At 65.6% G+C, this 25146-nt stretch carries 27 protein-coding genes; 17 read left to right on the forward strand and 10 right to left on the reverse strand.

Annotated features, from left to right (window positions below; all coding sequences use genetic code 11):
- The first annotated feature begins 2 nt into the window (after positions 1 to 2).
- From HDC35_RS11505 to HDC35_RS11535, 7 genes are all read left to right on the forward strand, one after another.
- Complete coding sequence (locus HDC35_RS11505; RefSeq protein WP_184646841.1) at positions 3 to 755, forward strand: alpha/beta fold hydrolase; 753 nt, start codon at positions 3 to 5, stop codon at positions 753 to 755.
- 76 nt (positions 756 to 831) lie between these two features.
- Positions 832 to 2667, forward strand: a complete 1836-nt coding sequence (locus HDC35_RS11510; protein ID WP_184646843.1) for a M2 family metallopeptidase — start codon at positions 832 to 834, stop codon at positions 2665 to 2667.
- Positions 2668 to 2779: 112 nt separating this feature from the next.
- Positions 2780 to 3493 carry a uracil-DNA glycosylase gene (gene ung / locus HDC35_RS11515; protein ID WP_184646845.1) on the forward strand — a complete coding sequence of 238 codons (714 nt, stop codon included), beginning with the start codon at positions 2780 to 2782 and terminating at the stop codon, positions 3491 to 3493.
- Positions 3490 to 4248 (forward strand): sulfite exporter TauE/SafE family protein, encoded by a 759-nt coding sequence (locus HDC35_RS11520; RefSeq protein ID WP_184646847.1) that lies wholly within the window; start codon positions 3490 to 3492, stop codon positions 4246 to 4248. Before ung ends, HDC35_RS11520 begins: the two co-directional genes overlap by 4 nt.
- 16 nt (positions 4249 to 4264) lie before the next feature.
- Positions 4265 to 4546, forward strand: coding sequence for a DUF427 domain-containing protein (locus HDC35_RS11525; RefSeq protein WP_184646849.1), 282 nt, complete (start codon positions 4265 to 4267; stop codon positions 4544 to 4546).
- A 19-nt stretch (positions 4547 to 4565) separates the two neighbouring features.
- Entirely contained in the window at positions 4566 to 5018 is a 453-nt protein-coding gene (locus HDC35_RS11530; RefSeq protein ID WP_409437946.1) for a YaiI/YqxD family protein, read from the forward strand.
- 154 nt (positions 5019 to 5172) lie between these two features.
- The gene (locus HDC35_RS11535; RefSeq protein ID WP_184646853.1) at positions 5173 to 5358 is read left to right on the forward strand and encodes a hypothetical protein; all 186 of its coding nucleotides are present in this window, start codon (positions 5173 to 5175) and stop codon (positions 5356 to 5358) included.
- 105 nt (positions 5359 to 5463) lie between these two features.
- Here the strand turns inward: HDC35_RS11535 and HDC35_RS11540 are convergent, their stop codons facing one another.
- Positions 5464 to 5685 carry a hypothetical protein gene (locus tag HDC35_RS11540; RefSeq protein ID WP_184646855.1) on the reverse strand — a complete coding sequence of 74 codons (222 nt, stop codon included), beginning with the start codon at positions 5683 to 5685 and terminating at the stop codon, positions 5464 to 5466.
- A gap of 114 nt (positions 5686 to 5799) precedes the next feature.
- Between HDC35_RS11540 and HDC35_RS11545 the strand changes: the two genes are divergently transcribed.
- The 3 genes from HDC35_RS11545 (at position 5800) to HDC35_RS11555 (ending at position 6905) form a co-directional block, all read left to right on the forward strand.
- On the forward strand, positions 5800 to 6147 hold the full coding sequence (locus HDC35_RS11545) for a DUF962 domain-containing protein (protein WP_184646857.1): 348 nt from the start codon (positions 5800 to 5802) through the stop codon (positions 6145 to 6147).
- Between the two features lie 72 nt (positions 6148 to 6219).
- Positions 6220 to 6423, forward strand: a complete 204-nt coding sequence (locus HDC35_RS11550; protein WP_184646859.1) for a DUF2061 domain-containing protein — start codon at positions 6220 to 6222, stop codon at positions 6421 to 6423.
- A 53-nt stretch (positions 6424 to 6476) separates the two neighbouring features.
- Complete coding sequence (locus tag HDC35_RS11555) at positions 6477 to 6905, forward strand: OsmC family protein (RefSeq protein ID WP_184646861.1); 429 nt, start codon at positions 6477 to 6479, stop codon at positions 6903 to 6905.
- Positions 6906 to 6915: 10 nt separating this feature from the next.
- Here HDC35_RS11555 and HDC35_RS11560 read toward each other — a convergent pair whose 3' ends face one another.
- Positions 6916 to 7500, reverse strand: a complete 585-nt coding sequence (locus tag HDC35_RS11560) for a 2'-5' RNA ligase family protein (protein WP_184646863.1) — start codon at positions 7498 to 7500, stop codon at positions 6916 to 6918.
- A gap of 93 nt (positions 7501 to 7593) precedes the next feature.
- Entirely contained in the window at positions 7594 to 8448 is an 855-nt protein-coding gene (locus HDC35_RS11565) for a hypothetical protein (protein ID WP_221438229.1), read from the reverse strand.
- A gap of 203 nt (positions 8449 to 8651) precedes the next feature.
- Here HDC35_RS11565 and HDC35_RS11570 point away from each other — a divergent pair, with 203 nt between their 5' ends.
- The 4 genes from HDC35_RS11570 (at position 8652) to HDC35_RS11585 (ending at position 11568) form a co-directional block, all read left to right on the forward strand.
- Positions 8652 to 9527 (forward strand): arylamine N-acetyltransferase, encoded by an 876-nt coding sequence (locus HDC35_RS11570; protein ID WP_184646865.1) that lies wholly within the window; start codon positions 8652 to 8654, stop codon positions 9525 to 9527.
- Positions 9528 to 9600: 73 nt separating this feature from the next.
- Positions 9601 to 10458 (forward strand): TauD/TfdA family dioxygenase, encoded by an 858-nt coding sequence (locus tag HDC35_RS11575; RefSeq protein ID WP_184646867.1) that lies wholly within the window; start codon positions 9601 to 9603, stop codon positions 10456 to 10458.
- A 7-nt stretch (positions 10459 to 10465) separates the two neighbouring features.
- Positions 10466 to 10894: a DUF1801 domain-containing protein gene (locus HDC35_RS11580; protein WP_311770760.1), complete on the forward strand. Its 429-nt coding sequence runs from the start codon at positions 10466 to 10468 to the stop codon at positions 10892 to 10894.
- Positions 10895 to 11169: 275 nt separating this feature from the next.
- Complete coding sequence (locus HDC35_RS11585) at positions 11170 to 11568, forward strand: DUF1801 domain-containing protein (protein ID WP_184646869.1); 399 nt, start codon at positions 11170 to 11172, stop codon at positions 11566 to 11568.
- Here the strand turns inward: HDC35_RS11585 and HDC35_RS11590 are convergent.
- From HDC35_RS11590 to arr, 3 genes are all read right to left on the reverse strand, one after another.
- Entirely contained in the window at positions 11565 to 12383 is an 819-nt protein-coding gene (locus HDC35_RS11590) for a ThuA domain-containing protein (protein WP_184646871.1), read from the reverse strand. The genes HDC35_RS11585 and HDC35_RS11590 overlap by 4 nt on opposite strands.
- Before the next feature lie 74 nt (positions 12384 to 12457).
- Positions 12458 to 12919, reverse strand: a complete 462-nt coding sequence (locus HDC35_RS11595; protein ID WP_184646873.1) for a glycine zipper 2TM domain-containing protein — start codon at positions 12917 to 12919, stop codon at positions 12458 to 12460.
- Between the two features lie 91 nt (positions 12920 to 13010).
- The gene (gene arr / locus HDC35_RS11600; RefSeq protein ID WP_184646875.1) at positions 13011 to 13448 is read right to left on the reverse strand and encodes an NAD(+)--rifampin ADP-ribosyltransferase; all 438 of its coding nucleotides are present in this window, start codon (positions 13446 to 13448) and stop codon (positions 13011 to 13013) included.
- 282 nt (positions 13449 to 13730) lie between these two features.
- On the opposite strand from arr, the gene HDC35_RS11605 reads away from it, so the two are divergent.
- The 3 genes from HDC35_RS11605 (at position 13731) to HDC35_RS11615 (ending at position 15367) form a co-directional block, all read left to right on the forward strand.
- Positions 13731 to 14171, forward strand: a complete 441-nt coding sequence (locus HDC35_RS11605; protein WP_184646877.1) for a DUF6265 family protein — start codon at positions 13731 to 13733, stop codon at positions 14169 to 14171.
- 16 nt (positions 14172 to 14187) lie between these two features.
- Positions 14188 to 14883 (forward strand): YafY family protein, encoded by a 696-nt coding sequence (locus HDC35_RS11610; RefSeq protein ID WP_184646879.1) that lies wholly within the window; start codon positions 14188 to 14190, stop codon positions 14881 to 14883.
- A 79-nt stretch (positions 14884 to 14962) separates the two neighbouring features.
- A complete protein-coding gene (locus tag HDC35_RS11615) occupies positions 14963 to 15367 on the forward strand; it encodes a GFA family protein (protein WP_184646881.1) in 405 nt (134 codons plus the stop codon).
- Positions 15368 to 15477: 110 nt separating this feature from the next.
- Here the strand turns inward: HDC35_RS11615 and HDC35_RS11620 are convergent, their stop codons facing one another.
- Genes HDC35_RS11620 through HDC35_RS11635 form a run of 4 tightly spaced genes read right to left on the reverse strand, consistent with a single transcriptional unit; the run spans position 15478 to position 25142 of the window.
- Positions 15478 to 19770 (reverse strand): hypothetical protein, encoded by a 4293-nt coding sequence (locus tag HDC35_RS11620; RefSeq protein ID WP_409437947.1) that lies wholly within the window; start codon positions 19768 to 19770, stop codon positions 15478 to 15480.
- The gene (locus HDC35_RS11625) at positions 19771 to 21702 is read right to left on the reverse strand and encodes a hypothetical protein (RefSeq protein ID WP_260397687.1); all 1932 of its coding nucleotides are present in this window, start codon (positions 21700 to 21702) and stop codon (positions 19771 to 19773) included.
- 3 nt (positions 21703 to 21705) lie between these two features.
- Positions 21706 to 23673 (reverse strand): heme-binding protein, encoded by a 1968-nt coding sequence (locus HDC35_RS11630; RefSeq protein ID WP_184646883.1) that lies wholly within the window; start codon positions 23671 to 23673, stop codon positions 21706 to 21708.
- A 5-nt stretch (positions 23674 to 23678) separates the two neighbouring features.
- A complete protein-coding gene (locus HDC35_RS11635) occupies positions 23679 to 25142 on the reverse strand; it encodes a multiheme c-type cytochrome (protein ID WP_184646885.1) in 1464 nt (487 codons plus the stop codon).
- Positions 25143 to 25146 lie beyond the last annotated feature (4 nt).

Below are 25146 nucleotides of genomic sequence, written 5' to 3' on the forward strand. Positions count from 1 at the left end.
CCATGACCATCGAACCGCAATTTTTCGAGGCGCGCGACGGCGTGCGGCTGGCGTGGCGCGCGACGGGCGAGGGCGCGCCTATCATCCTGCTCCACGGGCTGTTTTCGAATGCCGAGGTCAACTGGATCAAATTCGGCACCGCGGCGCGCGTCGCCGCCGAAGGCTATCGCGTGATCATGCCCGACCTGCGCGTCCACGGGGCGAGCGACGCGCCGCACGAGGCGGAATTTTACCCGCCCGACGTGCTGGTACATGATCTTGAAGACCTGGTCGCGCACCTCGGCCTGGGCGATTTCGACCTTGGCGGCTTTTCGCTCGGCGCGCGGACGAGCGCGCGCGCCGTCGTCGCGGGGATGAGGCCGCGCCGGCTGATCCTTGGCGGCATGGGGCTTGCGGGACTGGCGGGCTGGCAGCGGCGCGGGCGCTTTTTCAAGCGCGTGATTGCCGAATATGAAAGTGCGAAGCGCGGCGACGACACCTGGTTGTCGATCCAGTTCATGAAGACGATGAAGGTCGATCGTATCGCGGCGGGGTACCTGCTCGACAGTTTTACCGACACGACGCCCGCGATGCTCGCGGCGCTGACGATGCCCACGCTCGTCGTCTGCGGCGAGCAGGACCAGGACAATGGTTCGGCGGAGGAACTGGTCGCGGCGCTGCCCGACGCGCGGCTGGCGACGGTTCCGGGCACGCATATGTCGAGCGTGACCGAAGCCGCTCTGGGCGAGGCGATCGCGGCGTTCCTGACGGCTTGACCCGGCGCGCGGCGGGCGCCAAGCTGTTCGTATCGCGCCACAGAGCGTATTCAGAATAATTCAGAGGACGCACCCCATGAAAGCCATGATTTCGACGCTGTCGCTTGCCCTGTCGCTCGCGATAGCAGCCCCTGCGCTTGCGCAGGCGGCCCCCGCCAAGCCTGCCGCAGCGCCGACCGCGGCCGATGCCGACGCCTTTATCGCCGCCGCCGAAAAGGATCTGTTCGATTATACGGTCGAGGCGAGCCAGGTGAATTGGGTCAACGCGACCTATATCACCGAGGACACCGATGCGATGGCGGCACGGATCAACGCTGTGGGGACCGAAAAATCGGTCAAATATGCGCTGGAAGCCGCCAAATATAAGGATGTGCCGGGGCTGAGCGCCGATACCAAGCGCAAGCTCGACATCCTGCGCACCGGCCTTGTCCTTCCCGCGCCGACCAAGCCCGGCGCCGCGACCGAACTCAACCAGATCGCGACCGATCTCCAGTCGCAATATGGCAAGGGTCGCGGCACGCTGAACGGCAAGGAAATTTCGGGTTCGGACATCGAGGCCGAGATGGGCAATCTCGAGAACACGCCCGCCCAGTTCGCCGAAATGTGGACGAGCTGGCACGATAATGTCGGCGCGCCGATGAAGGACGATTATGCCCGCATGGTGGCGATCGCCAACGAGGGGGCGAAGGAGTTGGGCTTTGCCGACACCGGCGCGATGTGGCGGTCGGGTTACGACATGTCGCCCGAGGAATTCGCGAGGACGACCGAGCGTTTGTGGCAGGAAGTGAAGCCGCTCTATCTCGCGCTCCACACCTATGTCCGCTGGAAGCTCAACGAGAAATATGGCGATGCGGTGCAGCCCAAGACCGGCCCGATCCGCGCCGACCTGCTCGGCAACATGTGGGCGCAGGAATGGGGCAATATCTATCCGCTCGTCGCCCCCGCGGGCGCCGGCGACCTCGGCTATGACGTGGGCGACCTGCTCACCGCGCAGGGCAAGACGCCGATCGACATGGTGAAGGCGGGCGAGAATTTCTATTCGTCGCTGGGCATGGCGCCGCTGCCCGAAACCTTCTGGAAGCGCAGCCAGTTCCTGAAACCCGCCGACCGCGAGGTCATCTGTCACGCGTCGGCGTGGGATATCGACAACAAGGACGATATCCGCATCAAGATGTGCATCAAGGTGAACGCCGACGACTTCACGACGATCCATCACGAGTTGGGGCATAATTATTATCAGCGCGCCTATAACAAGCAGCCGTTCCTCTATCTGAACGGCGCGAACGACGGTTTCCACGAAGCGATCGGCGATTTCGTCGCGCTGTCGATCACGCCGCAATATCTGGTCGACATCGGGCTGCTCGACAAGGCGAAGGTGCCGAGCGCCGACAAGGATATCGGCCTTTTGCTCCGTCAGGCGATGGACAAGGTGGCGTTCCTGCCGTTCGGCCTGCTCGTCGACCGCTGGCGCTGGGGCGTCTTCGACGGCACGATCAAGCCCGCCGATTACAACCAGGCGTGGACGCAGTTGCGCACCCAATATCAGGGCATCGTGCCGCCGGGCGAGCGTCCCGCCAATGCATTCGACGCGGGGGCGAAATATCATATCCCGGGGAACACGCCCTATACGCGCTATTTCCTCGCGCGCATCCTGCAGTTCCAATTCTACGAAGCCGCGTGCAAGCAGGCGGGATGGACGGGCCCGCTCCACCGCTGTTCCTTCTATGGCAACAAGGAGGTGGGCGCGAAGCTCAATGCGATGCTCGAAATGGGGGCGTCGAAGCCCTGGCCCGACGCGCTCGAAGCCTTTACCGGCAATCGCGATATGTCGGGCAAGGCGATGGCCGACTATTTCGCGCCGCTGAAAACGTGGCTCGACGAACAGAATAAAGGCAAGCCGTCGGGCTGGTAAAAGCGGCAAAGCGACAATCGAGGGGCCGGGGGGTGACACCTTCGGCCCCTGGTGTTCGGGACTGCGGGCAAGGGGGCTGGACAAGCCCGCGCGGGTCTGGTGAAGGCCGGGCATGGCCGATGTCAAACTGCATCCCGACTGGCTCGCGGCGATCGGCGGCGAGTTCGAGCAGCCCTATATGGCGGCGCTCAAGCAGTTCCTCGCGGACGAGCGCGCGAAGGGTAAGACGATCTTTCCGCGGCCGCGCGACTGGTTCGCCGCGCTCGACGCGACACCGCCGCAGCAGGTGCGCGTCGTGATATTGGGGCAGGACCCCTATCATGGCCCTGGGCAGGCGCATGGGCTGTGCTTTTCGGTGCAGCCGGGGGTGCGGACGCCGCCCAGCCTCGTCAATATCTATAAGGAGTTGCGCAGCGACCTCGGCATCCCGCCCGCACCGCACGGCAATCTGAAGCATTGGGCGGAGCAGGGCGTGCTGCTGCTCAACAACTGCCTGACGGTCGAGAGCGGCATGGCGGCGTCGCACCAGGGCAAGGGGTGGGAAAAATTCACCGATGCGGCGGTCGCGGCGGTCGCGGCCGACCCGGCGCCCAAGGTGTTCATCCTGTGGGGCAGCCATGCGCAGAAAAAGGCCGCGAATGTCACGGGGCTGGCGGCCGGAAGCCCGCACCTGGTGCTGCGCGCGCCGCACCCGTCGCCGCTGTCGGCGCATAACGGCTTTTTCGGCTCGCGGCCGTTCAGCCAGACGAATGAATTTCTGGAGGCGCAGGGGCGCGGGGGCATCGACTGGCGATTGCCCGATACGGTGGACGCCGCCGACGCATGAACCTGCTCTCCGACCCTCTGACGCTGATCGTGGTCGTCGCCGCGGTGATCCTGCTCGGACTCGCCAAGGGCGGCCTGTCGGGCGTCGGGGCGCTCGCGACCCCGCTCGTTGCATTGGTGCTGCCGCCGACGATCGCCGCGGCGCTGCTCCTCCCCATCCTGATCGTGCAGGACGTCGTCAGCGTCTGGTCGTTCCGCAAGACGTGGGACGGCTGGGTGATCGCGTGGATGCTGCCCGGCGCCGCCGTCGGCATCGCGGCGGGCTATCTTTATGCCGAGCGTGTCGACGAGGCGAAGCTGATGGCGGCATTGGGCGCGATCACGCTGGCGTTCGGGCTTTACCGGCTGTGGGTCGAGCGCGGTGGGCGCGTCGTCGCGGCATCGACCTCGCCGGGCTGGGTCGGCAGCCTGTTCGGGGTCGCGACGGGATTCACCAGCCAGATCGCGCATGCCGGCGGGCCGCCGTTCCAGATGTGGGTAACGCCGCGCCGCCTGCCACACCTTGTCTTTGTCGGCACAAGCTCGATCCTGTTCGCAGCGATCAACTGGATGAAGGTGCCGGCCTATATCGCGCTCGGCGCCTTTCCGCACGCGGTGCTGGTCGCCGCGCTGCTGCTGATGCCGCTGGCGATCGGTTCGACCTTGCTGACCGTGCGCTGGCTGAAGCGCATCGATGGCGCGCGTTTCTATGTTATCATCTACCTGCTGATGGTCCTGCTTGGCGCCAAGCTGGTGTGGGATGGGATCGCGGGCTGACGCTGGAGGCGGATCGATGGTGCAGGCACGATGGAACGGCGCAGTGATCGCCGACAGCGACGATACGGTCGTCGTCGAGGGCAATCATTATTTCCCGCGCGATGCGGTCGATGCGGGCGTGTTGTCGGACAGCGCCACGACGAGCATCTGTCCGTGGAAGGGGCTGGCGCATTATCATCATGTCACCGTCGATGGAGAGGTGAACAGGGACTCCGCCTGGTATTATCCCGACCCCAAGGAGGCGGCCGGGGCGATCCGTGATCGCATCGCCTTCTGGAAAGGCGTCGAGGTCGGCTGACCTTCGGCCCATGACGCCTATGATCCAGATCCTTGTCGATGCCGACGCCTGTCCGGTGAAGGACGAAATCTATCGCGTCGCCTGGCGGCACGAGGTCGCGGTGAAGGTCGTGAGCAACAGCCGGCTGCGCGTGCCCGAGCATCCGCTGGTCGAGCGCATCACCGTGTCCGACGGCTTCGATGCCGCCGACGACTGGATCGCCGCAGCCGCGAATCCGCAGAGCATCGTCGTCACCGCCGACATCTTGCTGGCCGACCGCGCCTTGAAAGCGGGCGCGATCGTGATCGGCCCGAACGGCAAGCCCTTCACCCTGGCGTCGATCGGCCCCGCGATCGCGACGCGCGCGATCATGGCCGACCTGCGTTCAGGAATGGGCGAGAATATGGGCGGGCCGCCGCCATTTTCGAAAGCCGACCGCTCGCAATTCCTGCAGGCGCTCGATGCCGCGCTGGTCCGGCTGAAGCGCGGATAGAATTTTCTTTTCTTTCTTTTCAGTGGCTTGTGAAAATTATTCGCGCCAGTGACCGCGATCACCGCGGCGCGCCCGGTCGCGCGGCATAAGCGGGTCATCGGGGACGCCCCGAGCCAGTTTCAAAAGATCCGAACCGATTTGAAAGGAAATGACCATGACCAAGAAGATGATTTTCGCACCCGTGCTCGCCCTCTCCCTCCTCGCTTCGGCGACCCCCGCGATGGCGCAGTCGGCGCAACCCGCGCAGGGCGGCATGACGGTGACCTCGAACCCCTTTCAGATCTTGATCGGGCTGCTGCTTCCCGCCGTGCAGAAGGTGCGCGAAGCCGCGGCGCGCTGACGCGACCCGCACCACTCGCATCGGGGCCGGTTCGACCAGACCGGTCCCACGCCGCAGCCCTTCCGCCCCCGCGACCCGGGCGGGAGGGCTGTCGCGATCGGGGCGCTAGTTTCCCGCGCGGCGGTGCGCGACGAAGGCGAGCAGCAGCACGACCGAGATCACGCCGACGAGCATGCCCGCGGTCGTCGTCACCATCGTGATCGATCCGGCAGGATCGTTCGAGTTCCACGCGCCGCTTTGCGTTCGGTCGATCATCCACCATGCACCCGCGACGACGATCAGGTCGAGCAGGACGAGCCCGAGCAAGGCGCGCGTCGATTTTTTCATGAAATTCCTCCCCTTTGTCTTTCTGCCGGCGAGCGTAACAGGATATCGGGCGGCGGCCATGGGGAAATCGCAGCGCGGCTTGACCGCGCGGCGCGTCCGCGACATCTTTTTCCCATGTCCCGGCTATATACGAGCTTCGCCGACTTCTGGCCCTTTTACCTGCGCGAGCATAGCAAGGCATCGACGCGCGCACTCCATTATGTCGGGACCAGCCTTGTCGTGCTCATCGCCGTCGCTGCCGTGCTGAGCGGGCGCTGGGGGTGGCTGATCGCGCTGCCCGTCGCGGGCTATTTCTTCGCATGGATTGCGCATTTCGGGGTCGAGAAGAACCGGCCGGCGACCTTTACCTATCCGCTGTGGAGCCTCGCCGCCGATTTCAAGATGTGGGGGCTGTGGCTGACCGGCCGGCTGGGCCCCGAACTCGACCGTGCGGGGGTACAGCGGAAAAATCGATCAGACTGACCGAAACCGCTTTCTGGCACTTGTTGCGAATCATTCTTAAATTTTCGAGGTTCGCAACGCTGGAGACGGGCCATGCCCACCGACCTGATAAAGACCTTCACCTATTTGACGATCCACCTGACGATCGGGTTCAGCGTCGCTTATGTGCTGACCGGATCGGTCGCGCTCGCGGGCGGGATCGCGATCGTCGAGCCCTGTATCAATGCCGTCGCATTTTTCTTCCATGAAAAGGCGTGGAAGCGCGCCGGTGCGCGGCGTAAGCTGCTCGCCGCTTAGGGACCGCGAGTCCCGGCGCCCTTTCCGCTTTGCCCCTCGAAGGAGATATGAGCATGACCGTCAACCGCGCATCCGCCCGCTACGAAGGCTTCGGCAAGGAGGGCAAGGGGTCGATCACGACCAGGTCGGGGGTGCTCGACAAGCAGCCTTATGGGTTCGGGACGCGCTTCGAGGGCCAGCCGGGGACGAACCCGGAGGAACTGATCGCCGCGGCGCATGCAGCCTGCTTCACCATGGCGCTGTCGTTCGGGCTTGCGCGCGCGGGCTATAGCGGCGACACGCTCGAAACCAGCGCGGCGGTGACGCTCGAGCAGCAGGACGGCGGCTTCACGATCACCAGATCGGCGCTGACGCTGACCGGCAAGGTGCCCGGCATAGACGCCGGCGAATTCGCCGCGATCGCCGCCGAGGCGGAGAAAAATTGCCCGGTGTCGAAGCTGCTGAACTGCGAGATCACGCTCGAACACAGTCTCGAGAGCTAGGGGCAGGACCCTAGGCCGCGTAACGCAGCGGCGGGGGCAATGCGTCGTCCATGAAGCCGAAGCTGCCCTGCGCGGGCGCAAGCAGCGGCCAGCTTTGCAGGACGCGGTGGCGGCCGTGGCCGACATGGCTTTCGATCAGCACGAGTTCGCGCGGCGTCCAGTTCCATGTCACAGGCACCGGGTCGAAGTCGCACGCGCCATAGCCGAGCGTGATGTGCGGCCGCAGCCCCGACTTGCAATGCATCGGCTCGATCCCCTGCACGGCCAGAAGCGTGACGATGCGGTCGTAAAGATGGCGCACGCCGCCGACGCTGCCGACGGTGGTGAGCTCGGCGCCGGCATCGCGACTCACGATCCGGCCGAAGGGAATATGGCTCGCTGCGGGGAGTCCCGATGCAAAGGCCGCCGCGACGCGGCTGAGGAGGAAGGGCTGCGCCTCGGCGGTTTGGGCGATCGTGCAGAGCGTGAGGTGATAATTTTGCGGCTTGAGCCCCGCGAACAGGTCGCCCGACACGGGCGGCAACTGGCGCGCGAGCCAGCCGGCGCGATCGGCGGCCACCTGAAACCCCAGAAAATAACGGAACATCGGGTCCATCGTCCATTCCTCCGAATCGGATCAATGTTCCTATTATGTTCTCATGATTGACGGGTGTCGAATCCTTCCTGCCACCGACCGCCTGCCTGCCCGTCATTGCGCCGGGCGGCAGTCCTTCAGCCAGATCACATGCTTATATTCGTCGAAATCCTCGACCGTCCCGGTCAGCTTGATGCCCTTGTCCGGTTTGAGCTGGAGCGAATAGGCGGCCTGCCCGGGTGCCATATAGCAGACGATGTCGGTCTTGAACGGCGCCTGGTTCGGCAGGCGGATCGCCTGTTCCCACGGGTCGGGAACCTTGTAGCCGACGCGGAAATCCTTGCCGTCCCTGGTGACATAGGCGACCGAGCCGTCGATCGTGAACTGTTTGCCCTTGTAGCGCGTGAGCACGCCCGCGGCGTTGCGTTCGGTATCTTTCGACACCTGCTGCGAGAAGCCGAGCGCGCTGATTTTCAACGGGGCTGCGGCGACGGTGGTCGCGGCCGCGCCCTTCTTGGCCGCGACGGCGCCGGCCTTGCCGCCCTGCACCTGGTTCAATATGCCGCACATCTCGGTTTTCGCGGCGTCGCTGCCGACCGCCTGGCCGGCGCGCAGCTTCGCCTCCATCACCACGGTGCCGATGCCGCCGGTCTGCGTCGCGGTGATCTGGATCGGAAAGGCGCGCGCGCCGCCGGTCATCGGCTGTTCGATCAGCATCGATCCATATTCGGCCTCGTCGGCCATGATGTCATAACCCTTGGCCGCGACGAGCCCGCGCATCTGGCCGATGGCGATTGCGGGCGGCAGGTCGGCGACGGTGACCGCGGCGGTGAAGCGCAGCCCGGTGATGGGATTGCCTTTCTTGACGAAAGCCTCCTCGCAGGTCGCGGCGTTGGCGGTGCCGGCGGACACGAGGATGGCCGCCGGCGCGAGCGCGGCGGCAAGGCGGATAGCGATGTTGGTGCGCATAGGGGCTCCTGGACGATTATACGGTCTGCGACCTTATCTTGTCCTGCAGGTCTGCCCCAGCGACGGGCGACCTGCAATCACCAAGTTCCGAAGATGAAAGCGCTTTGTGCGTGGGAGGGATTTGCGCGATCCGTGCTTGACCTCAACCGGGCTTGAACTTTCATAAGCGCCGGACAGTTGATTCGCGAACGGAGCTTTTGTCCATGCTGCACTATCCCGCCACGCCTGCGTCCGATGCCATCGATACCGATGATGCGGCCGCTACCGCTTTGCTGCCGCGCTATCTGTCCCGGATCGGATATCGCGGGCCGCTGGCGCCGACGCTGGAGGTGCTCGCGGCCTTGCAGGCGGCGCATATCGCGGCGATCCCGTTCGAGGCGATCGACGCGCTGACCGGCGCAGGCATCGATATCGGCGCCGACGCGGTCGACGCCAAGCTGATCGGGCAGCGGCGTGGCGGCTATTGCTTCGAGCAGAACAGCCTGTTCCTGCGCGTGCTGCACGCGATCGGGTTCGAAGCCGAGGGATTGCTGGGCCGGGTGCGCTGGATGCTGCCCGACGACGCGCCGCCGACGCCGCGCACGCATATGGTCGTGCGCGTGACGCTCCGCGGGCGGCGCTGGCTGACCGACGTCGGGTTCGGCGCGGCGGTGCCGCCGCAGCCGCTGGCGATGGACGGCGAGGAGGCGCAGCCGACGGCGCACGAAAGCTATCGCGTCGTGCGGCACGGGGCCGAATGGCAGGTCGCACTGTCGATCGACGGCGAATGGCGGACACTGTACCGGATCGAGGACACGCCGCCGCCGGCAATCGATTACGAGCTGGGCAACTGGTATACGTCGGCGCATCCCGCCTCGCATTTCCGCCACCAGCTGATCGCCGCGCGTACCACCGCCGAGGCGCGTTACGGATTGCGCGACAACCGGCTGACGGTGCGGCTTGCCGACGGCCGCATCGACCGCCGCTACCTGGGCGCCGACGAGATCGCGCGCGCCTTGTCGGAGATTTTCCTGTTGCCGGTGCGGCCTCACTGGCGCGCCGCGATCGAACGGGCGGCGACCGCCGAGATCGCCGGTTAGGCGAACCGCGGCTTGACTCGCCGCCGCCATGGCTTTCTCATGTTCCGACAAGATAACAGCAGGAGCGGATGCCATGGCCGGGGTTGCAACGCAGCGGGTTTTCGAGCGGCTGAAGGTCGCGCCGATGGCGCCGTCGATCGGCGCCGAGATTACGGGAATCGACCTGGCGGAGGAGCAGGACGACGCGACCATCGCGGAAATCCGCGCCGCGCTGCTCGCCTACAAGGTCGTCTTTTTTCGCGACCAGTTCATCACGCCCGAACAGCATATCGCCTTTGCCCGGCGTTTCGGGCCGCTCGAAATCCATCCCGCGACGCCGAAGGACCAGCCGAACCGCGAAGTGCTGCACATCGCGCACGGTCCCGATTCGCGCGGGCGCGAGAATTTCTGGCATTCGGACGTCACCTGGCGCGCCGAACCGTCGCTCGGGTCGATCCTGCGCGCGATCGAGGTTCCCGAGGTCGGCGGCGACACGCTGTTCGCCGACATGGCGGCGGCGTTCCGCGGCCTGTCGCCTGCGATGCAGGACTGGTGCCGCTCGCTGAGCGCCGTGCACGACATCGCGCGCGTCTTTGCCAAAAGGCTGGGCAAGAGCATGGAGGAATTGCACGAACAATATCCGCCGCAACTGCATCCCGTCGTCCGCACCCATCCAGAAACGGGCGAGCAGGCGCTATACGTCAACACCGCCTTCACCAGCCATATCGAGGGTGTGTCGGCAAGGGAGAGCGAGTGGCTGCTCGCGCATCTTTACGCGCAGGCTGCAGTCCCCGAAATTCAGTGCCGTTTCCGCTGGCGCGCGGGATCGATCGCCTTTTGGGACAATCGCGCCGCGCAGCATTATGCGGCGTCGGATTATTTCCCGGCGGTGCGGCGGATGGAGCGGGTGACGATCGCCGGCGACCGTCCCTTTTATCGCGACGAGCGCTGAGGGACCGGTGGCCGACACGAAAACCGTGCTGCTGTCGGGTGGTAATCCGCAGATTCCGAAGGGCTATGGCGACGCGCCGGTGAAGGCCTATATCGCCGCGATGCCGGGGTGGAAGTCGGACGTGTGGAAACGGCTCGACCGGTTGATCGAACAGGCGGTTCCCGGCGTCGCAAAGGCGGTCAAATGGAACTCGCCATTCTATGGGCCGCCGGGGCAGGGGGAGGAGCCGACGCACTGGTTCCTGAGCGTTCATTGCTTCGAGCGTTATATCAAGGTCGCCTTGTTTCGAGGGCAGTCGCTGAAGCCCGTCCCGCCGGTTGCGTCGAAAAGCGGCGACACGCGCTATTTCCACATCCATGAGGATGACAAGATCGACGAAGCGGCGTTCGCCGACTGGGTGAAACAGGCGGCGGCGCTGCCGGGTGAGAAGATGTAGGATCAGGACCCATTAATTCCATGTTCGAGGCGTCGAAATGGCGAAGTTATCGGGCTCGGGCGGATGCAGTGGGCAGCATCGCTACCCGCAAGACCACGCGAACCTGAGATCGAAGCCGTTTCGGCGTCCCTTAGGGTTTTGGACCGATTTCACCCATGGCTTTGTCGAAAAGTCTTGAAATATTGATATATTCCTTCACCTTTTCTCCTCGCCCGGAGCAAAATCGCTTCAAGCCTCGAGCGCGGAATTGACGGGTCCTGACCCCAAGGGACGATATGACGGCGGAACGGATCGATGCGAAGATTGCTGGGCTGGGCGACTGGCGCGGCGACATGCTGGCCAGACTGCGCGCGCTGATCCATGCCGCCGACCCGGACGTCGAGGAGACGGTTAAATGGCAAAAGCCGTCGAACCCGGCGGGCGTGCCCGTGTGGGAACATGCCGGCATCCTTTGCACGGGCGAGACCTATAAGGACAAGGTCAAGTTGACCTTTGCCAAAGGCGCGGCGCTCGCTGACCCCGCGAAGCTGTTCAATTCGAGTCTCGACGGCAACGTGCGACGCGCGATCGACCTGTTCGAGGGTGACGCGGTCGACGAGACGGCGTTCAAGGCGCTGGTGCGCGCGGCGGTCGAAGCCAATCTGGCAAAACCGGCGCGTCCGAAAAAGGCCTAATCGCAGCCCGCCCCTTCCTTGCGCGCCGCCCAGGCGATCGCACCATCGACCATCTTCATATGCGCGGGGTCGCTCCATGCCTCTGCCCGGTGCCCGAGCGCGGAATAGAAGACGCGCGCGCGGCCCTCGCAGCGCCACCAGACGAGCGCATGGTCGCCCATCTGCAACTTCGGTTCGAGTCGCATCGTCGTTTCGTCAAGGCGGAGCAGGATGTGTGCGTCGGCGGCGGGCGGGGCGTCCCAGCTGTAATATTCGTCGGTCCACGGCCAGGTTGCGGGGAGGTGGCGCGTCGCGGGATGGCTGCGGTCGGCGGCGATGAGGGTGCCGGTCTGGAACTGGTCGGCGCCGCCGGGGTGGCCGGTGAAATTGCCGTTGCCGCGCAGCCGCACGAACCAGTCGGGGTGGCTGCCGTCACCGGCGCTGTGGAGGCCGACAAAGCCGCCGCCGCGCGCAAGATAGGCCTGAAAGGCGGCACGCTGCTTTTGGGTATAGATGTCGCCGCTGGCGTTGGCGAAGACGATGACGTCGAATTTCGCAAGGCTTTCGGGGTTGAACACCGCGGCATTTTCAGTCGCAAAGCTGCTCCATCCGCGCGCCATCGCCAGCGCCTCGATCGCCGGCACCGCCTGGACGATGCTGTCGTGGCGATAGCCATTGGTCTTGCTGACGATCAGCACCGCCGGCCGGGTGAGTGCCGGTAGCGCGGGGGGCACGCTGTCGAGCGTTGGCGCCGGGCGGCGGGGATCGGGCGCCCCGGCGGACGCCCCCTGGAAGGACAGCAGCAGCGCGGCGGCGAATTTGGCTGCGGCGATCATTTCATTCTCCCGATGTTATCGGGCGAATGCTAGGGACACCGGTGCACCTTCGCAAGCCGCCGCGCCGCGGCTTTTTAGCGGCAGCGTACGTCGTCGTTGCCGCTGCGTTCGATCGCGCGGCCCGCGACCGCGCCACCGACCGCGCCGAGCACGGTACCGAGCGTCTTCGAATCGCCCGGTGCGATGACGTTGCCGGCGATGCCGCCGACGACACCGCCGACGATCAGCCCGGTCGAGCCATCGTTGCGGCGGCAATAATATTTGCCGTCGCGCCCGCGATAGATGCGGTCGTCGTTCGAAAGGCGGCGTTCGCGGTAACGGCGGTCGGTCCGATAATAATTATCGGCATAATAGCCGCCATGACGCGGATCGGGCCGATCGTAATCGTAGCGGCCGTATTGGTCGTAATAGCTGCGGTCATAATAGCCGTAGCCGCCGTCGTCATAACCGCCGCCATAGCCGCCGGTCGAGGCGCAGGCGCCAAGCGTCGCGGTTGCGGCGGCAAGGGGCAGGATTATCAGCTTGTTCATCGACATCACTCCGTGGTCGCGTGCCGGGCCGGAGCGCGGGCAGGCTCGTTGCCCCTCTGGTTAATAGACCCGCGAGCGGGGACGAGGTTCCGAGCGGTCAGTCGATGATGACATCCTTGCCCTCGGCCTTCAGCTTCGCGAGGCCGTCCTTCATCGCCTGCAGCACCTCCGGCGCGTGCGGGGTCCAGCTTTGGACCTCGCCAACGATGCGCAGCGGCGAGCGGCTGCGGTAGCTGCGCGTCGGGTTGCCGGGGAATTTCTGATCGGTGAGGTTGGGGTCGTCAAACCAGTCGCCGGTGGGCTCGACGATATAGATGCGCTCGGGTCCGTCCCCGGCGGCAAGCTCGCAGCCCCAGATTGCAGATTCGAGCGCGGCGGAGAAATAGATCCACGAGAGCGGCTTGCCGGCCGCGTAATTGCCCGTCCAGCCCGCGGCGAGAAGGTCGCCGACGCCAAGGTCGGCGCGCGTGCCGTGGTAGAAGGTCGCACCGGCATCGGGGCCGGTTGGGTCGGGGCCGACGGAGGTGTCGTCCATCAATATTCGTTCCGTATCGCGCGCAGCATCGCCTGGACGTCCTTTCAGTTCACCTCGGCGGCAGGTTCGCCGGCCTTGCCGGGGGCGAAGAGTTCAGAGACGATCATGCCATCCTGCTGGGTGGTTTGGATGACACGCGCGGGCTGAAGGTGTCGTCGTCGGCACTCCCGTTCCGGTAACCGTCATAGCCTATCGGCTGCGCGGCGATGTGTCGAGGCGGATGCGGCGGAGAGGTTGGCGGCGTGCCGCCACGGGTGATAGGTGAAGGGCGAGGAGAGATTCATGCGGGTAATCGCGGCGGTGTTGGCGATCGTGCTGGTTGCGGCGAGTCCGGCGGCGCACGTCGACGACCTCGGCTGGCTCGCGGGCGACTGGGCGAGCGAGGCGGACGGCCGCTGGACCGAGGAAAGCTGGACGGCCCCACGCGGCGGCGTGATGCTGGGGCATAGCCGGTCGGGGCGCGGCGAGGAATTGCGCGAATATGAGTTCATCCGCATCGCGGCGGACGGCGACGGAGTGATTGCCTATATCGCGATGCCGCAGGGCGGCGCGCCGGTGGCGTTCCGGCTGGTGCGGCAGGAGGTAAGTAGCGCGATTTTCGAAAATCCGGCGCATGATTATCCGCAGCGCATCGCCTATGTCCGCGACGGCGACACGCTGACCGCCACGATCTCGGCGATCGACGGGTCGAAGCCGCGGCGCTGGACCTATCGGCGGCGCTGAGCGGGGACAGGGCATCATGGCGGACAAGACGGCGCGGCTCTTTGCGATCATCGACACACTGCGCCGCCACCGCCGGCCGGTGACCGCCGAAGCGCTCGCCAACGAACAGGGCGTGTCGGTGCGCACGCTCTATCGCGACATCCAGACGCTGATCGCATTGGGCGCGCCGGTCGAGGGCGAGGCGGGGGTCGGCTATGTGCTGCGCCCCGGTTTCTTCCTGCCGCCGCTGATGTTCACGCCTGAGGAGCTGGAGGCGCTGGTGCTGGGCGCGCGCTGGGTCGAGGGCCGGCAGGAGGGATCGCTATCGCGCGCGGCGGGACAGGCGCTCGCCAAGATCGCGGCGGCAAGCCCCGACGAACTCAAGCGGCGGATCGACGAGGCGGGGCTGTGGCCGGTGAACAGCCGCTGGCGCGAAACCGACGCGCCCTTGCTCGCGACAGTGCGCGAGGCGATGCGCACCGAGAAGGTGCTGCACATCGATTATGCCGACGAGCGCGGCAAGGCGACGACGCGCGCGATCTGGCCCGCGGCGCTCGCCTATTTCGAGGACAAGCAGATCATCGCGGCCTGGTGCCTGCTGCGGCAGGATTTCCGCAGTTTCCGCATCGACCGCATCGCCGCGGCGCGGATCGGTAAAGCCGGGTTCGGGCGGCGGCGCGCGGTGCTGATGGCCGACTGGTGGCGGCAGAGCGGGCTGGACGCAGCCTCCTGACACGATGTGTCAGGGGCACGCGCTAAAGCCCTTCGGGTGAGCGACGCCGGCGGACGGCGCGCCAGACCGGAGGATGAAGATGATCAAGACCCATCATGGTTCGTGTCACTGCGGCGCCGTCAAGTTCGAGGCCGAACTCGACCTCGACGCGGGGACGGGCAAGTGCAATTGCTCGATCTGCACCAAGAAAAGAAACTGGAGCGCGCAGATCAAGCCCGAGGCGTTCCGCCTGCTGACCGATCCCGCGGCGCTCGGCGATTATCAGTTCGGGTCGAACAGCGCGCATCATATTTTCTGCAAGACGTGCGGCGTATCGCCGTTTGGCCATGGCTATGTCGAAGAAATTGGCGGCGCCTATTATTCGGTGTCGATCGCGTGCCTCGATGACCTGACGCCGGCCGAGATGGCGGCGCTGCCGGTGACGCATATGGACGGCGCGGGAAATAATTGGTGGAATCCGCCGACGGTGACCGCGCATATGTGAGGGGCCGGATGGCGGAAAAGGGGGGGGGTCGGAGGCTGCCGCTTCTGTCCCTTCGTCATCCTGGAATTGCCCAGCGCTTCCCTGCGACTCCGAAACCCGCCGCCGTCGGCTCAGTTCGCGTAAAGCAGCGGCGGCCGCCACGCGCTTTCGTCAACCGCATCGCGGACCTTGTAGACCATCCCCTTGCTGTTCAGGAACAGCTTCTCCATTTCGGGCCGCGTGAACGGGCGCGAGCCGAGGCGGCCGAACACCGCCATCTGGCCGCCCGTCTCGTCGACCGCGCGGTCGCGGTCGAGTCCCTTCGACAGCGCGAGCGCGGGCGACGGCGTCTTGGCCCAGGCGATCAGTTCGGGTGTCGGCTTGGGCGAGAAGCCGTAGAGCCCCGGATTGTCGGGGCTGGTCAGCTGGAGCACCTTGATGCCATTCCGCCCGTCGGCGACATAGCCGAACAGCGACGCGTTGGTCGACGCGACGATGACGTCCTCGGCATCGTTGAGCGCGCCGCCAAAGGTCAGCCCCGGCCAGGCGACCGGCGCGGCGGGGTGCGTGACATCGACGATGACCAGCCCGTCCTGCTTCGCCGCGACATACATATAGGTTCGCGCAAGGTAGATTTTACGCGCGTTGGCCAAGCGTACCGTGCCCTGCGGCACCGCAACCGGCTGTGCGAGATTGGTGACGTCGAACAGTTTTACGCCCTCGGCATCGGTGACCCACAGATAGCGGAATTGCAGCGCACTCGCGCGGGCGTCGGCCAGCGGCAGCTGCGCCGTGACCTTGGGCGCAAGCGGCGCCGTCAGGTCGAGCACGACGAGCCCGGCGTCGGTCGTGATATAGGCCATGCTGCCGGCGAGCGTGATATGGCGCGCGCCGGCAAGAACATTGCCTTCGTTCCACGTCAGCGCGCGTTTCAGCTGGTTGTTGCGGAACTCGCCGTCGGCCATCGTGTCGATATCGACGAGGATCAGTCCTTCGACGCTGTCGGTGATGACGGCGTAGCGATAGATATCGTGCATCACCTGTTCGTGGTTCTCGGGGAAATTTTTCACGATATTCTCGTTGCGCGACACGCTGATCGGCTGCGTCGTCGCGATCGCCATGCAGGTTGCATTCTTCGTCTTCACATGCGTGTCGTGACCGAGCGGCGAGAAGGGCGCGCGAACGATGCGTTCGGAAAAGCCCTTGTTGCCGATCGAGGCGACGTCATAGACGCGGAAGCCGCCCTTGCCTTCGGCGACGAACATATATTCGCCGCGCTGCTGCAGGCAGTTTACCCGCCCGCCCGTGCCCTGGACGATGTTGGCGAATTCCTCGAGCGCATGGGTTTCGCCCGAGAGCTTCTTGTCGAAGGTCTTGCCGCGCACCCAGTCTTTGAGCTCGCGGCCATTCTGGTCGACGTGCAGCTTCCAATAGTCGGGATAGGCATATTTCTGGAGGTAACTGCCGATCACCGCCTGCGGCTCGTCCCATTCGGTGACGCGCGTGGCCTGAAAGCTGTTTTCCTGTCCCGACCAGACGTTCAGGCCGACGAAATTGACGAAGTTGGTGCCGAGCAGGTTCAGCTGCGCCATGATCGCATTATTGTCGTCGTTCGCCGACAAATGGCAGTCGCTGCACTGCTTGGTTTCAGACCGGCGGACAGTGTGCGGGAAATGCGGCGCAAAGGCCTGGCTGGAATAGCCCGCCGAGCTGATCGGCGGTTGCTGCACATAGATGCGCTCGCGGTTGATATTGGTCGACGACAGCACCAGCGCCGAGGTCGACCGCACCGGGGTGATGATGCCGCGTACCTCGCCGTCAGGACCCGGCTCGCCGGGCTTGGTGAGCTGGTGGCGGCCGAGCTGGAACATTTCGTCGCGCGCCACCTGCGGGTTATAGGTCGCGAAGTTCCGCGTCTCCTCTCCCTCGAAATGGTGCATCTTGGTTTTCCAGTTGGCCTCGATGGGCAAATGGCAACCGCCGCAACTGGTGGTCCAGCTGAGGTGGCAGGTGAAGCAGGTCATCTTGTCGTCGCCGTGCGCGCGATCTTCCTTCGCGACGCCCGGTCCCCATTCGAACTTGCCGTCCTCGCTGCCCGCGCGCGCCATCAGCTTCGCACGCGCTGCTTTGGCATTGAAATGCGGTCCTGGAGTCACCGCCTGCTTGACCAGGCTGACCTGCCATTCGAGCTTGGGGTCGACGATCGACCGCTGGATCAGGCCGATCACCTCGGCATCGTCATTATATTGGAATTCGAAGCGGCGGCGCCCATCTGGATTGCGCAGCAGCGCCAGATTATTGCCCTGCGGCCGCGCGGCGACGTTCGAGGTGAGCAGGTTCGGCAGCGCATCGGCGGTGCCATGGCAATCCTTGCAACCGATTTCGACCGCGTTCGCGACCTCGCCCTGGATATAGCCGTTGCCGTGGCTGTCCTGCGCGAAATGGCAGTCGGCGCATTGCATCCCCTTTTCGGCGTGGATGTCCATCATATGGACCGCCTTGCCGGGATTCAGGCCCGGCGGCACGAACTTGCCCTCGACTCCCGGTCGTTCGGGATCGGCGCTGGCGAGGCAGAGTTCGCGCTGTTTTTCGTCGCTGTAGCTGGCGCAACTCTTGCGCCATTTTTCCGGGTCCTTCGGGTCGACGATATTCGCCGTGTCGGTGCCATAGGTCGACATATTGCCGTCGGCGTTGAGCAGGTTGCCGTTCCGGTCGCGTTTGAAGATGCCGCGGAAATTCCAGCCATGGCCGTGATAGTCGGCGAACTGCGTATCCTTGTTGCTGTCGTTGACGTCGTAGACGTCGCGCAGGAATTCGACGTCGGCCCACAGCCCGCGGGCGGCCGCTGCTTCCGGGTTGCGTTCGAGCACCTGATGCACTTCGGCGGCGGTCGGATAGCGCTGCTGCTTGTATTTCTTCCGATATTCCTCGTCGCTCATCCCCGGCGGGCGCGGCGCCGTATTATCCGGTCCCGGCCACATCTGCGGCGCGTCCGATTCATAATCCCACATCGTGTAGCCGAGGTAGGAGTTCAGGAAGATGTTCGGCTGGTGCATGTGGCAGGACATGCACTGCGAGGTCGGGATCGCGCGCGTGAAGGTGTGGCTGATCGGGTGGCCCGATTCGCCGCGCGCCGGGGCCCCGGGGCGTGCCGGAACGTCCGGATCGGCGGGGTCGATCAGCGCGCCATGACCGCCACCGGCTTGATGGCCGTCGTCGGCGCCGTGTCCGTCCTTGCCATATCCGCCTTCGGGCTTCCATTTTTTCTCCGATATCGTCGGATCGACCGTCGCCGTTTCGCCGTCGCGGCCAAACTTCGCATAGGTCAGGCTGTGCCGCGGTTCGCGGTCGTTGGCGTAGACGACGTGGCAGCCCGAACAGCCCGAATGGCGATAGTCGCCCGGCTGGTCGTTCGTCCCCATGAACCACGACAGCGGGTCGTTGAGGCGTGTCTTGTGGATGTTGAGCACGGGGATCGAGACGCGCAGGCCCGTGCCGGGACCGCGGTTCGATTGCTTGAGGTCGGGACGTCCCGGCTCTTCGAGCCGCTGGATACTGCCCGTCGGGTTCGGCAGGCCGATTTCGGGAAATTGCGTGTTGATGTTGCGCCCGCCGCGCTCGAACACACGGAACACGTCGCCCGGCGGCAGCACGCTCCAGCGCGGCAGCGGGTACATTTTGGCGAGCGCGCCGCGCTTCTTTTCCTCGTCGGTCAATATCTTGTCGAAACCGAAGCTCGGCTTGCAGGCTTCCTTATACTCCTCGGCGGTCAGCCGCGAGGAGGGGGACAGGATGCACGCGGGCTCGCCGGTGCGCGTGTAAGCCTCGCCGAAAATATAATTCTTATAGGGGACGATGCCATTGTTATACGCCGCGCCCCCCCACAGCATCGCGCCGGTCGACATCATCGACCGTTCGGTCGCCTCGATCACCTCGAGGTGGCACGCGCCGCACGCCTCGCGCGCGACGCGATAGTCGCTCGGGTTCACGAAGCGGATGAATTCGGGCGATTCCTTGTTGAGCAAAGTATAGCTGCGCTCGGGGTTCGCCGAGCTGTCGTGCCACGCGCCGGGCAGCGTCGGCTGCGGGTGCGCGAGCTTCATCGCCGCCTTGTTCGTCGGATGCCGGTAGCCGAGGCTGGGTGTCCCGCGCTGGCTGGCGTCGCCGCCATGACAGTCGGTACAGCCGAGCTTCACCGCGGGGGTCGCGTGCATCGAGGGCTGGTCGGTGCGCGTGTGACAGCTGTAGCAGCCTTCCGACTTCGCGCTCACCTCGGCGTCGCTCTGCTCGCGCGGTGCGGGCGGGGTGAAGCGATATTCGATCTTGAGCGGCTTCTCCTCCTCCGCGGCGCGGCCGACGCTCGCGCCGAAGGCGGCGCACATCGTCACGAAAGCGAGCAGAACGAAGAGTTTGCGCAGCAGCATCTAGAAACTCAAAATCACATTGGCGAGGATGGAGACATAGGCGTCATTCTTTTTCTTGTTGTCGAACAGATCCTTGAACCCCTTGCCGGGCAGCAACACCGCGGCGCTGAGACGGCCGACGATGTTCTGCGTCGCTTTCGGGCGCCAGATCGTCGCGAGCGACAGGTCGAAGCCGATATCCTTGGGAATTGAACCTTCGCTGCGCAGCACCTGCAGGCTCGACGTATTTTCGAACCAGAGATGATTGAGATTGGTGCTGACGCGAAATTCGGGGGTCAGGTCGAAATCGGCGCCCGCGCCGATGAAGACGGTGCCGGGATTGTTGAAGTTCGACTGTCCCTCCTCCTTCGACGAGCGCAGCGAGTTCAAAATGCCGTTGCGGCCGTTGATCGCAATCGCGCGCCCACCGCCCGCGAAGGGAATCGTCTGGCGAATCCAGTAGCTGGTGTCGGCGCCCCCGAAGATCGGGTTTTCGAAGATCGCGTCGAACCCGCCCTCGGTGTTGTTATAGGGATCGCCGTCGCCGGTCGCGTAGAGCCCCGACAGGCGGAAGCGCATCCAGTCCTGGTCGTAGCTGAGTTCGATCGCGCCGAAACCCGCACGGATTTCGGCGGGTTTGCTCGTGAAAAAGCTGTTCCGGTCTTCGCCGAGCGCGGCATAGAAGCTCGCCGTGAGGTTGATCCGTCCGATACGTCCGTCGGCGCTGTAGCCGAGGTAGACGACGTCATATTCGCGCCCGCGCAGGTCGCCGAGCAGCGCGGGGCGCACCGGGAAACCATTATGGTCGATCTGCACGTCGTTCTTTTCGCGGTTCATATTGTAAGTGACGCTGACCTGACTGGTCAGCCCGACGACCGGGAAATCCTGGCGATAGAGGTTGCCGGTGAAGATGAAGTCGCTGCGCGGCGTCTGGGTAATGTCGTTGAGGCCGCTGTTGGTATCCTTTTCGAGCCGCCAGAAGGCCGCGAGATTATATTGGAAGCGGTTGTTGTCGCGGTTGCCGAAGAGGCGGATGCCGAGCTGGCTGTCGTTGAACAGGAAACCGCGGAAGTCGCTCTGGAACGGCTGGATGCCGAGGCGGATCGAGTAGAAATCATAGCGATCCGACGTGTTTCCGAGATGCCTGTCGACGAACAGTTCCTGCACGCCGAGAAAGCTGTCGTAGCGATGGCTCGCTTTCGACGGGCGCACGTCGAGCACGCGCCGTTCGGGCACGTCGACATAATTGGCCTGCCAGGCGAGCGTGACGCGATATTCGATATCGGGCGGCTTGAATGCCGTTGATCCCTTGATCAGCGCCGCGCCGGCGATGAAGGTCTGCGCAAAGACGAAGCTGCGGTCCTTGCCGAACACGTCGAGGCTGCCCGGCCGCTCGGTCGTCTGGACGCCGACGGGGATCGGGAAGGTGCGCGGTTCGAACACGGTGTCGGACACCGCATTGGCGACGAAGAACCAGTCGTCGCCCTTGATCGGCAGCCATTTGACCTTGCTGCGGTCGATCGCGCGGTCGCCCTTGTACGTATTCTGGTGATAGGGGTCGAACCAGCGTTCCTTGACCACGCCCAAAGTCTCGATCAGGCGCCAGCGGTCGGGAACCGGCAGCTGGTCCTCCATGCCCGGAAAGGCCTGCGGCGGCGGCGGGCGCAGCGCGCCGACATTCTCCTGCGTCAGCGCGTCGGGAAGGTCGGGGCGATAGCCGGGCCGGCGGCGACCCTCGATAATCTGGGTGACCAGGTCGTCCTTGACCATGTCCTGCCAATCGACCGGCGGCGGCGGCGGTATCAATTCTTCGCCCGGCTGTTCGGACGGCGCCGCGTCGCCCGCGACCGGCGGCCCTTCGGGCGCGGGGGGCGGCGGCAATGCTTCGGCCCCGGGCGCGCCCTGCGCCGCGAGTGTCGCGATGACCGGCCAAAGGCTGCCCCCCGTCATCATCGCCTAAAGCCCGTCGCAGACATTTTGCTGCGCCGTATCGAGGAACGGAGCGAAGGGGCAGCTGATATAACGCAGGCGCACCCCGTCGCCGACGTTGACGACGATGGTGTCGGCGCGGATATTTTTCGGCGCGTTGCCGATACCGACGCGCGTCCCGGCATTATGGGTGCCCAGAAAGCTGATCATATCGTCCTGGTCGATACCGTCGCCCGACACGCCGATCGCGCCCACCAGCTGGTTGCCGCGATAGATGGGGACCGATCCGGGAAAGATCTGGATGCCGTTCTGCAACCGGTTCTGCCCCGGCGCGACGTCGGGCAAGGTCGTGCAGCGCGCCGGCGTGTCGGTGGGGCTGGCGCCCGAGACGAAACCCAGATGCGCGCCCAGATTGCCGATGATGAGGGCCGATTGCAGCCCGGTCGAGAAGGGATTGAACTGTTCGATCGGGCGCGACAGCGGGCCGTGCGGGCGGCCGACTTCGCCATCGGGGAAATAGGGGCGCGACAGGTTGCCGCCCGACCGGTCGGCGAAGGCGATCGTGCCCGTCAGCGCGGCGGGATCGTTCAGGAAGGTCCGCAGGGCGGGCACGAACTGGCGGACGTCGGCGCTTGCATTGGCGCCGAGTTGGTTTCCCGCCTGGGCGCCCGAGAAGAAGGCGGCCGTGCGCGCTTTCTGCAAGCTGACGTCGGTGCCGAAGATCGGGGCGTCGGGCGATCGCACGATGCCGAGCACCGCGCCGTGCGTGTCTACGATGCTGATCGTCACCTGGGCGCGGCTGTCGAGCGGGCGGCGGATCTGCGCGCGCGCGCGGCTCATCACCGTGAACGCCTCTTCGAGCACCGCGCGCGCTTCGGCTTGCGTCAGCGGCGCGCTGTTGGTCGCGCTGTCGGTTCCGGCCCGGATCGGATAGCGGTTCGTCCCACTGCCATTGGTCAGGACAAAGGCGTCGCGGTTCGAAAATTCGGCCGGCGTCGAGGCGCGAATGCCCGATGCTTCGGTGCCATAGGCAATCCCCGCCGTCACCGCGGCATTGGCGTAGCCGATCACCGCGACGAGGTTGCCGGCGCTGCCGTTGAGGCTCGCAAAGCTGGCGCCGCCGCTCGACATCACCCCGGCGAAGGTCGCGTCCGAAAAGCGCAGGCTCGTTCCGTCGACGGTGATCTTGTCGGCGGTGATCGTGCCCGGTGCCTCGAACCCGCGCGTGCCCGCGAGCGCGATGAACTCCTCGGCGTCATTGTCGATGTCGAGGATGTTGGGATCGCTGCCGTAGACGCCGTCGCCCATTACGCCGATGCCGCCGACAAGCACGCCATTTTTATAGAGTGGCAATCCGCCGGGGTCGGCGGCGAGGCCGAGCGGCGAGCGTTTGGGCCCGATCAGCGCCGCCGCGCCGGGCGCGCCGAAGCGCGCCGACAGGTCGCTGCACGGCAGCTGGCTGAACTGCACGCCGAACAGGGGCCCGCTTTCGAGCCCGACGGTGGTCGGCGCCGGCGGGAAATGTTCCTGGACGATCTGGCTTGCGGTCCGGGTCGAAAAGGCGTTGCCGCCGCTCGAGAGATACGCGCCGGTCACCGCTTTCGCGATCGCGCCGCCCTCGGCCGGGAAGGTGACATTCTGCGCGTCGATGTTCACGCCGTTCGGTGCGGGCGAGGTCGTCGCGGTCGCGCGCGCGCCGTTCATGCGGAACACGCCGAGCACATTGCCGACGCGGTCGGTCACCGCGATCACCGACGGCAGGCCGCGCGCCTGCGCCTCCGATATCGCTTGCGCGAGCACGCGCTCCACGTCGGCCGTGGTGAGCGCTTCGGCGGCGGGCGGGGCGTAAACCGTCGTCGGCGCAGGTGTCGGGGTCGGTGTGGGCGTCGGGGTCGGCGTACCGCCGCCGCCTCCGCCGCCGCCGCACGAGGTCAGCAGCAGCGCCCCTATCGCGGCGAAGGCGGCCGAACGGAAGAGGTGGGTCTTGCTTTGCATGATCTCTACCGCAGCGCCCCGATCGCGCGGACCGCGCTGTCGAATGACGCCTGGAATTCCGAGGGCTTGTATGCGTTGGGGTCCTTTACCGCCGCATAGGCGCGGTCGATATCGCCGCGGATACCGGCGGCGGCGCCGACGGTGATGCGCCCCGACGACACCATGGCGTCGAGCAAGGTATCGACCCCCATCACCGCCTGCTGCGATCCCGAATAGTCGGTGTAGCGATCGCTGGTCGCCTTTGCCGAAATCGCGTCGACCATTTGAAAGGCGTCGGCGCCCGAGAAGCTCCGCGACGCGAACGCGCCTTTGAGCGCCGCGACCGTCTGCGACAGCTGCGCCGCGGCGGCGACCGCGCTCTGGCGGTCGGTCGCCATCGCCTTGTGGAAGGCGGCGGTGCGCGCCGCGAGCTGGTCGGCGAGTGCGGGTGCGGCAAGCCGCGCGGCGGCGGCGAGCATGATCAGATTTTCGTCATTATAGGGGGGCATGCCTTCGGGCAGGTTTCGCCCCGGATTGTCGAGCCCGGTGCGCACCGGCTTTGCCTGGTCGAAGATGCGGCGGTGGCAGCTGTGGCAGTCGAGGAAATAAAATTCGGGGAACATCCCCTCGGTCCCGCGCCGCGTCTGGAAGAGCGCAAGGCTGCGCTCGATCGCGGTCGCCTGCCCGACCGCCCACATCTGCACATGGTCGGTGCGCCGGTTCGCGGCGCCGAACTTGCGCCAGCCATAATCGGCGTCCTCCCGATGATGCGCCTGGAGCGACGAGAAAAGGTCGAGCTCGAACGAAATGCGCGGATGGCCGGCCGCCATGATCCGGTGGGTGACGAACTGGCCGTCCGCCGCCGATCCGAAGTGGCAATCGACGCACACGCCCGCGCGGACCACGGGGTCCTCGAGCTTCTTCAGCCCCGCCGACAGGTTGGCGAGATGCTTGGTCCGCATTTCGCGGTCGGGATCGGCGTTGGTGCCCACCCCGGCATAGTGGCTCGCAAGCCAGCCGCCGGCTGCGCCGTGGCACGATTCGCAGCCGACGCCATCTTCTGCCGGGACCGCGCGCGCGGTGCCGGCGGTGCTGTGGCAGCCGAGGCACATTTGCGCCTTGGCGGGATCGCCGATGCCGAGATTGCGCGCGATGAACTGGCTGCGGTTGTTGTTGAGAACGGCCCAAGCGCGGCTGTGCGCGCCGCCGGGGCTCGATGGCTCCTGCCAGCGCATCAGCTCATCCTGGCGAACGACGACCCCGTCGCCTTCCATCCGGCCGTGGCAGGTCGATCCCGCGCAGGAGGCAACGCCGGTATAGCGCGCGCCGCTTTCGCCTTGCGAGCGGGCAGGGGGAGCGAAGGCGAACGCCGCAATCGCTAGCGCCAGCAGCATCGCCCCGAGGACGGCGAATGCCGTGCGCGCGGGAACAAGGGCGGCCAACGCCGCCCGAGGTCGACCGGCGCGCTCCTTTCCAGCGTGCATCGTCATCCGC

The organism is Sphingopyxis sp. JAI128, from assembly GCF_014207235.1.
Taxonomy (GTDB): domain Bacteria; phylum Pseudomonadota; class Alphaproteobacteria; order Sphingomonadales; family Sphingomonadaceae; genus Sphingopyxis.

Excerpts from the sequence above, each read along its gene's own strand:
- HDC35_RS11505 (WP_184646841.1), top strand. The coding sequence starts at position 3 with ATGACCATCGAACCGCAATTTTTCGAGGCGCGCGACGGCGTGCGGCTG.
- HDC35_RS11510 (WP_184646843.1), top strand. The coding sequence starts at position 832 with ATGAAAGCCATGATTTCGACGCTGTCGCTTGCCCTGTCGCTCGCGATA.
- ung (WP_184646845.1), top strand. The coding sequence starts at position 2,780 with ATGGCCGATGTCAAACTGCATCCCGACTGGCTCGCGGCGATCGGCGGC.
- HDC35_RS11520 (WP_184646847.1), top strand. The coding sequence starts at position 3,490 with ATGAACCTGCTCTCCGACCCTCTGACGCTGATCGTGGTCGTCGCCGCG.
- HDC35_RS11525 (WP_184646849.1), top strand. The coding sequence starts at position 4,265 with ATGGTGCAGGCACGATGGAACGGCGCAGTGATCGCCGACAGCGACGAT.
- HDC35_RS11530 (WP_409437946.1), top strand. The coding sequence starts at position 4,566 with ATGATCCAGATCCTTGTCGATGCCGACGCCTGTCCGGTGAAGGACGAA.
- HDC35_RS11535 (WP_184646853.1), top strand. The coding sequence starts at position 5,173 with ATGACCAAGAAGATGATTTTCGCACCCGTGCTCGCCCTCTCCCTCCTC.
- HDC35_RS11540 (WP_184646855.1), bottom strand. The coding sequence starts at position 5,685 with ATGAAAAAATCGACGCGCGCCTTGCTCGGGCTCGTCCTGCTCGACCTG.
- HDC35_RS11545 (WP_184646857.1), top strand. The coding sequence starts at position 5,800 with ATGTCCCGGCTATATACGAGCTTCGCCGACTTCTGGCCCTTTTACCTG.
- HDC35_RS11550 (WP_184646859.1), top strand. The coding sequence starts at position 6,220 with ATGCCCACCGACCTGATAAAGACCTTCACCTATTTGACGATCCACCTG.
- HDC35_RS11555 (WP_184646861.1), top strand. The coding sequence starts at position 6,477 with ATGACCGTCAACCGCGCATCCGCCCGCTACGAAGGCTTCGGCAAGGAG.
- HDC35_RS11560 (WP_184646863.1), bottom strand. The coding sequence starts at position 7,500 with ATGGACCCGATGTTCCGTTATTTTCTGGGGTTTCAGGTGGCCGCCGAT.
- HDC35_RS11565 (WP_221438229.1), bottom strand. The coding sequence starts at position 8,448 with ATGCGCACCAACATCGCTATCCGCCTTGCCGCCGCGCTCGCGCCGGCG.
- HDC35_RS11570 (WP_184646865.1), top strand. The coding sequence starts at position 8,652 with ATGCTGCACTATCCCGCCACGCCTGCGTCCGATGCCATCGATACCGAT.
- HDC35_RS11575 (WP_184646867.1), top strand. The coding sequence starts at position 9,601 with ATGGCCGGGGTTGCAACGCAGCGGGTTTTCGAGCGGCTGAAGGTCGCG.
- HDC35_RS11585 (WP_184646869.1), top strand. The coding sequence starts at position 11,170 with ATGACGGCGGAACGGATCGATGCGAAGATTGCTGGGCTGGGCGACTGG.
- HDC35_RS11590 (WP_184646871.1), bottom strand. The coding sequence starts at position 12,383 with ATGATCGCCGCAGCCAAATTCGCCGCCGCGCTGCTGCTGTCCTTCCAG.
- HDC35_RS11595 (WP_184646873.1), bottom strand. The coding sequence starts at position 12,919 with ATGTCGATGAACAAGCTGATAATCCTGCCCCTTGCCGCCGCAACCGCG.
- arr (WP_184646875.1), bottom strand. The coding sequence starts at position 13,448 with ATGGACGACACCTCCGTCGGCCCCGACCCAACCGGCCCCGATGCCGGT.
- HDC35_RS11605 (WP_184646877.1), top strand. The coding sequence starts at position 13,731 with ATGCGGGTAATCGCGGCGGTGTTGGCGATCGTGCTGGTTGCGGCGAGT.
- HDC35_RS11610 (WP_184646879.1), top strand. The coding sequence starts at position 14,188 with ATGGCGGACAAGACGGCGCGGCTCTTTGCGATCATCGACACACTGCGC.
- HDC35_RS11615 (WP_184646881.1), top strand. The coding sequence starts at position 14,963 with ATGATCAAGACCCATCATGGTTCGTGTCACTGCGGCGCCGTCAAGTTC.
- HDC35_RS11620 (WP_409437947.1), bottom strand. The coding sequence starts at position 19,770 with ATGCTGCTGCGCAAACTCTTCGTTCTGCTCGCTTTCGTGACGATGTGC.
- HDC35_RS11625 (WP_260397687.1), bottom strand. The coding sequence starts at position 21,702 with ATGATGACGGGGGGCAGCCTTTGGCCGGTCATCGCGACACTCGCGGCG.
- HDC35_RS11630 (WP_184646883.1), bottom strand. The coding sequence starts at position 23,673 with ATGCAAAGCAAGACCCACCTCTTCCGTTCGGCCGCCTTCGCCGCGATA.
- HDC35_RS11635 (WP_184646885.1), bottom strand. The coding sequence starts at position 25,142 with ATGACGATGCACGCTGGAAAGGAGCGCGCCGGTCGACCTCGGGCGGCG.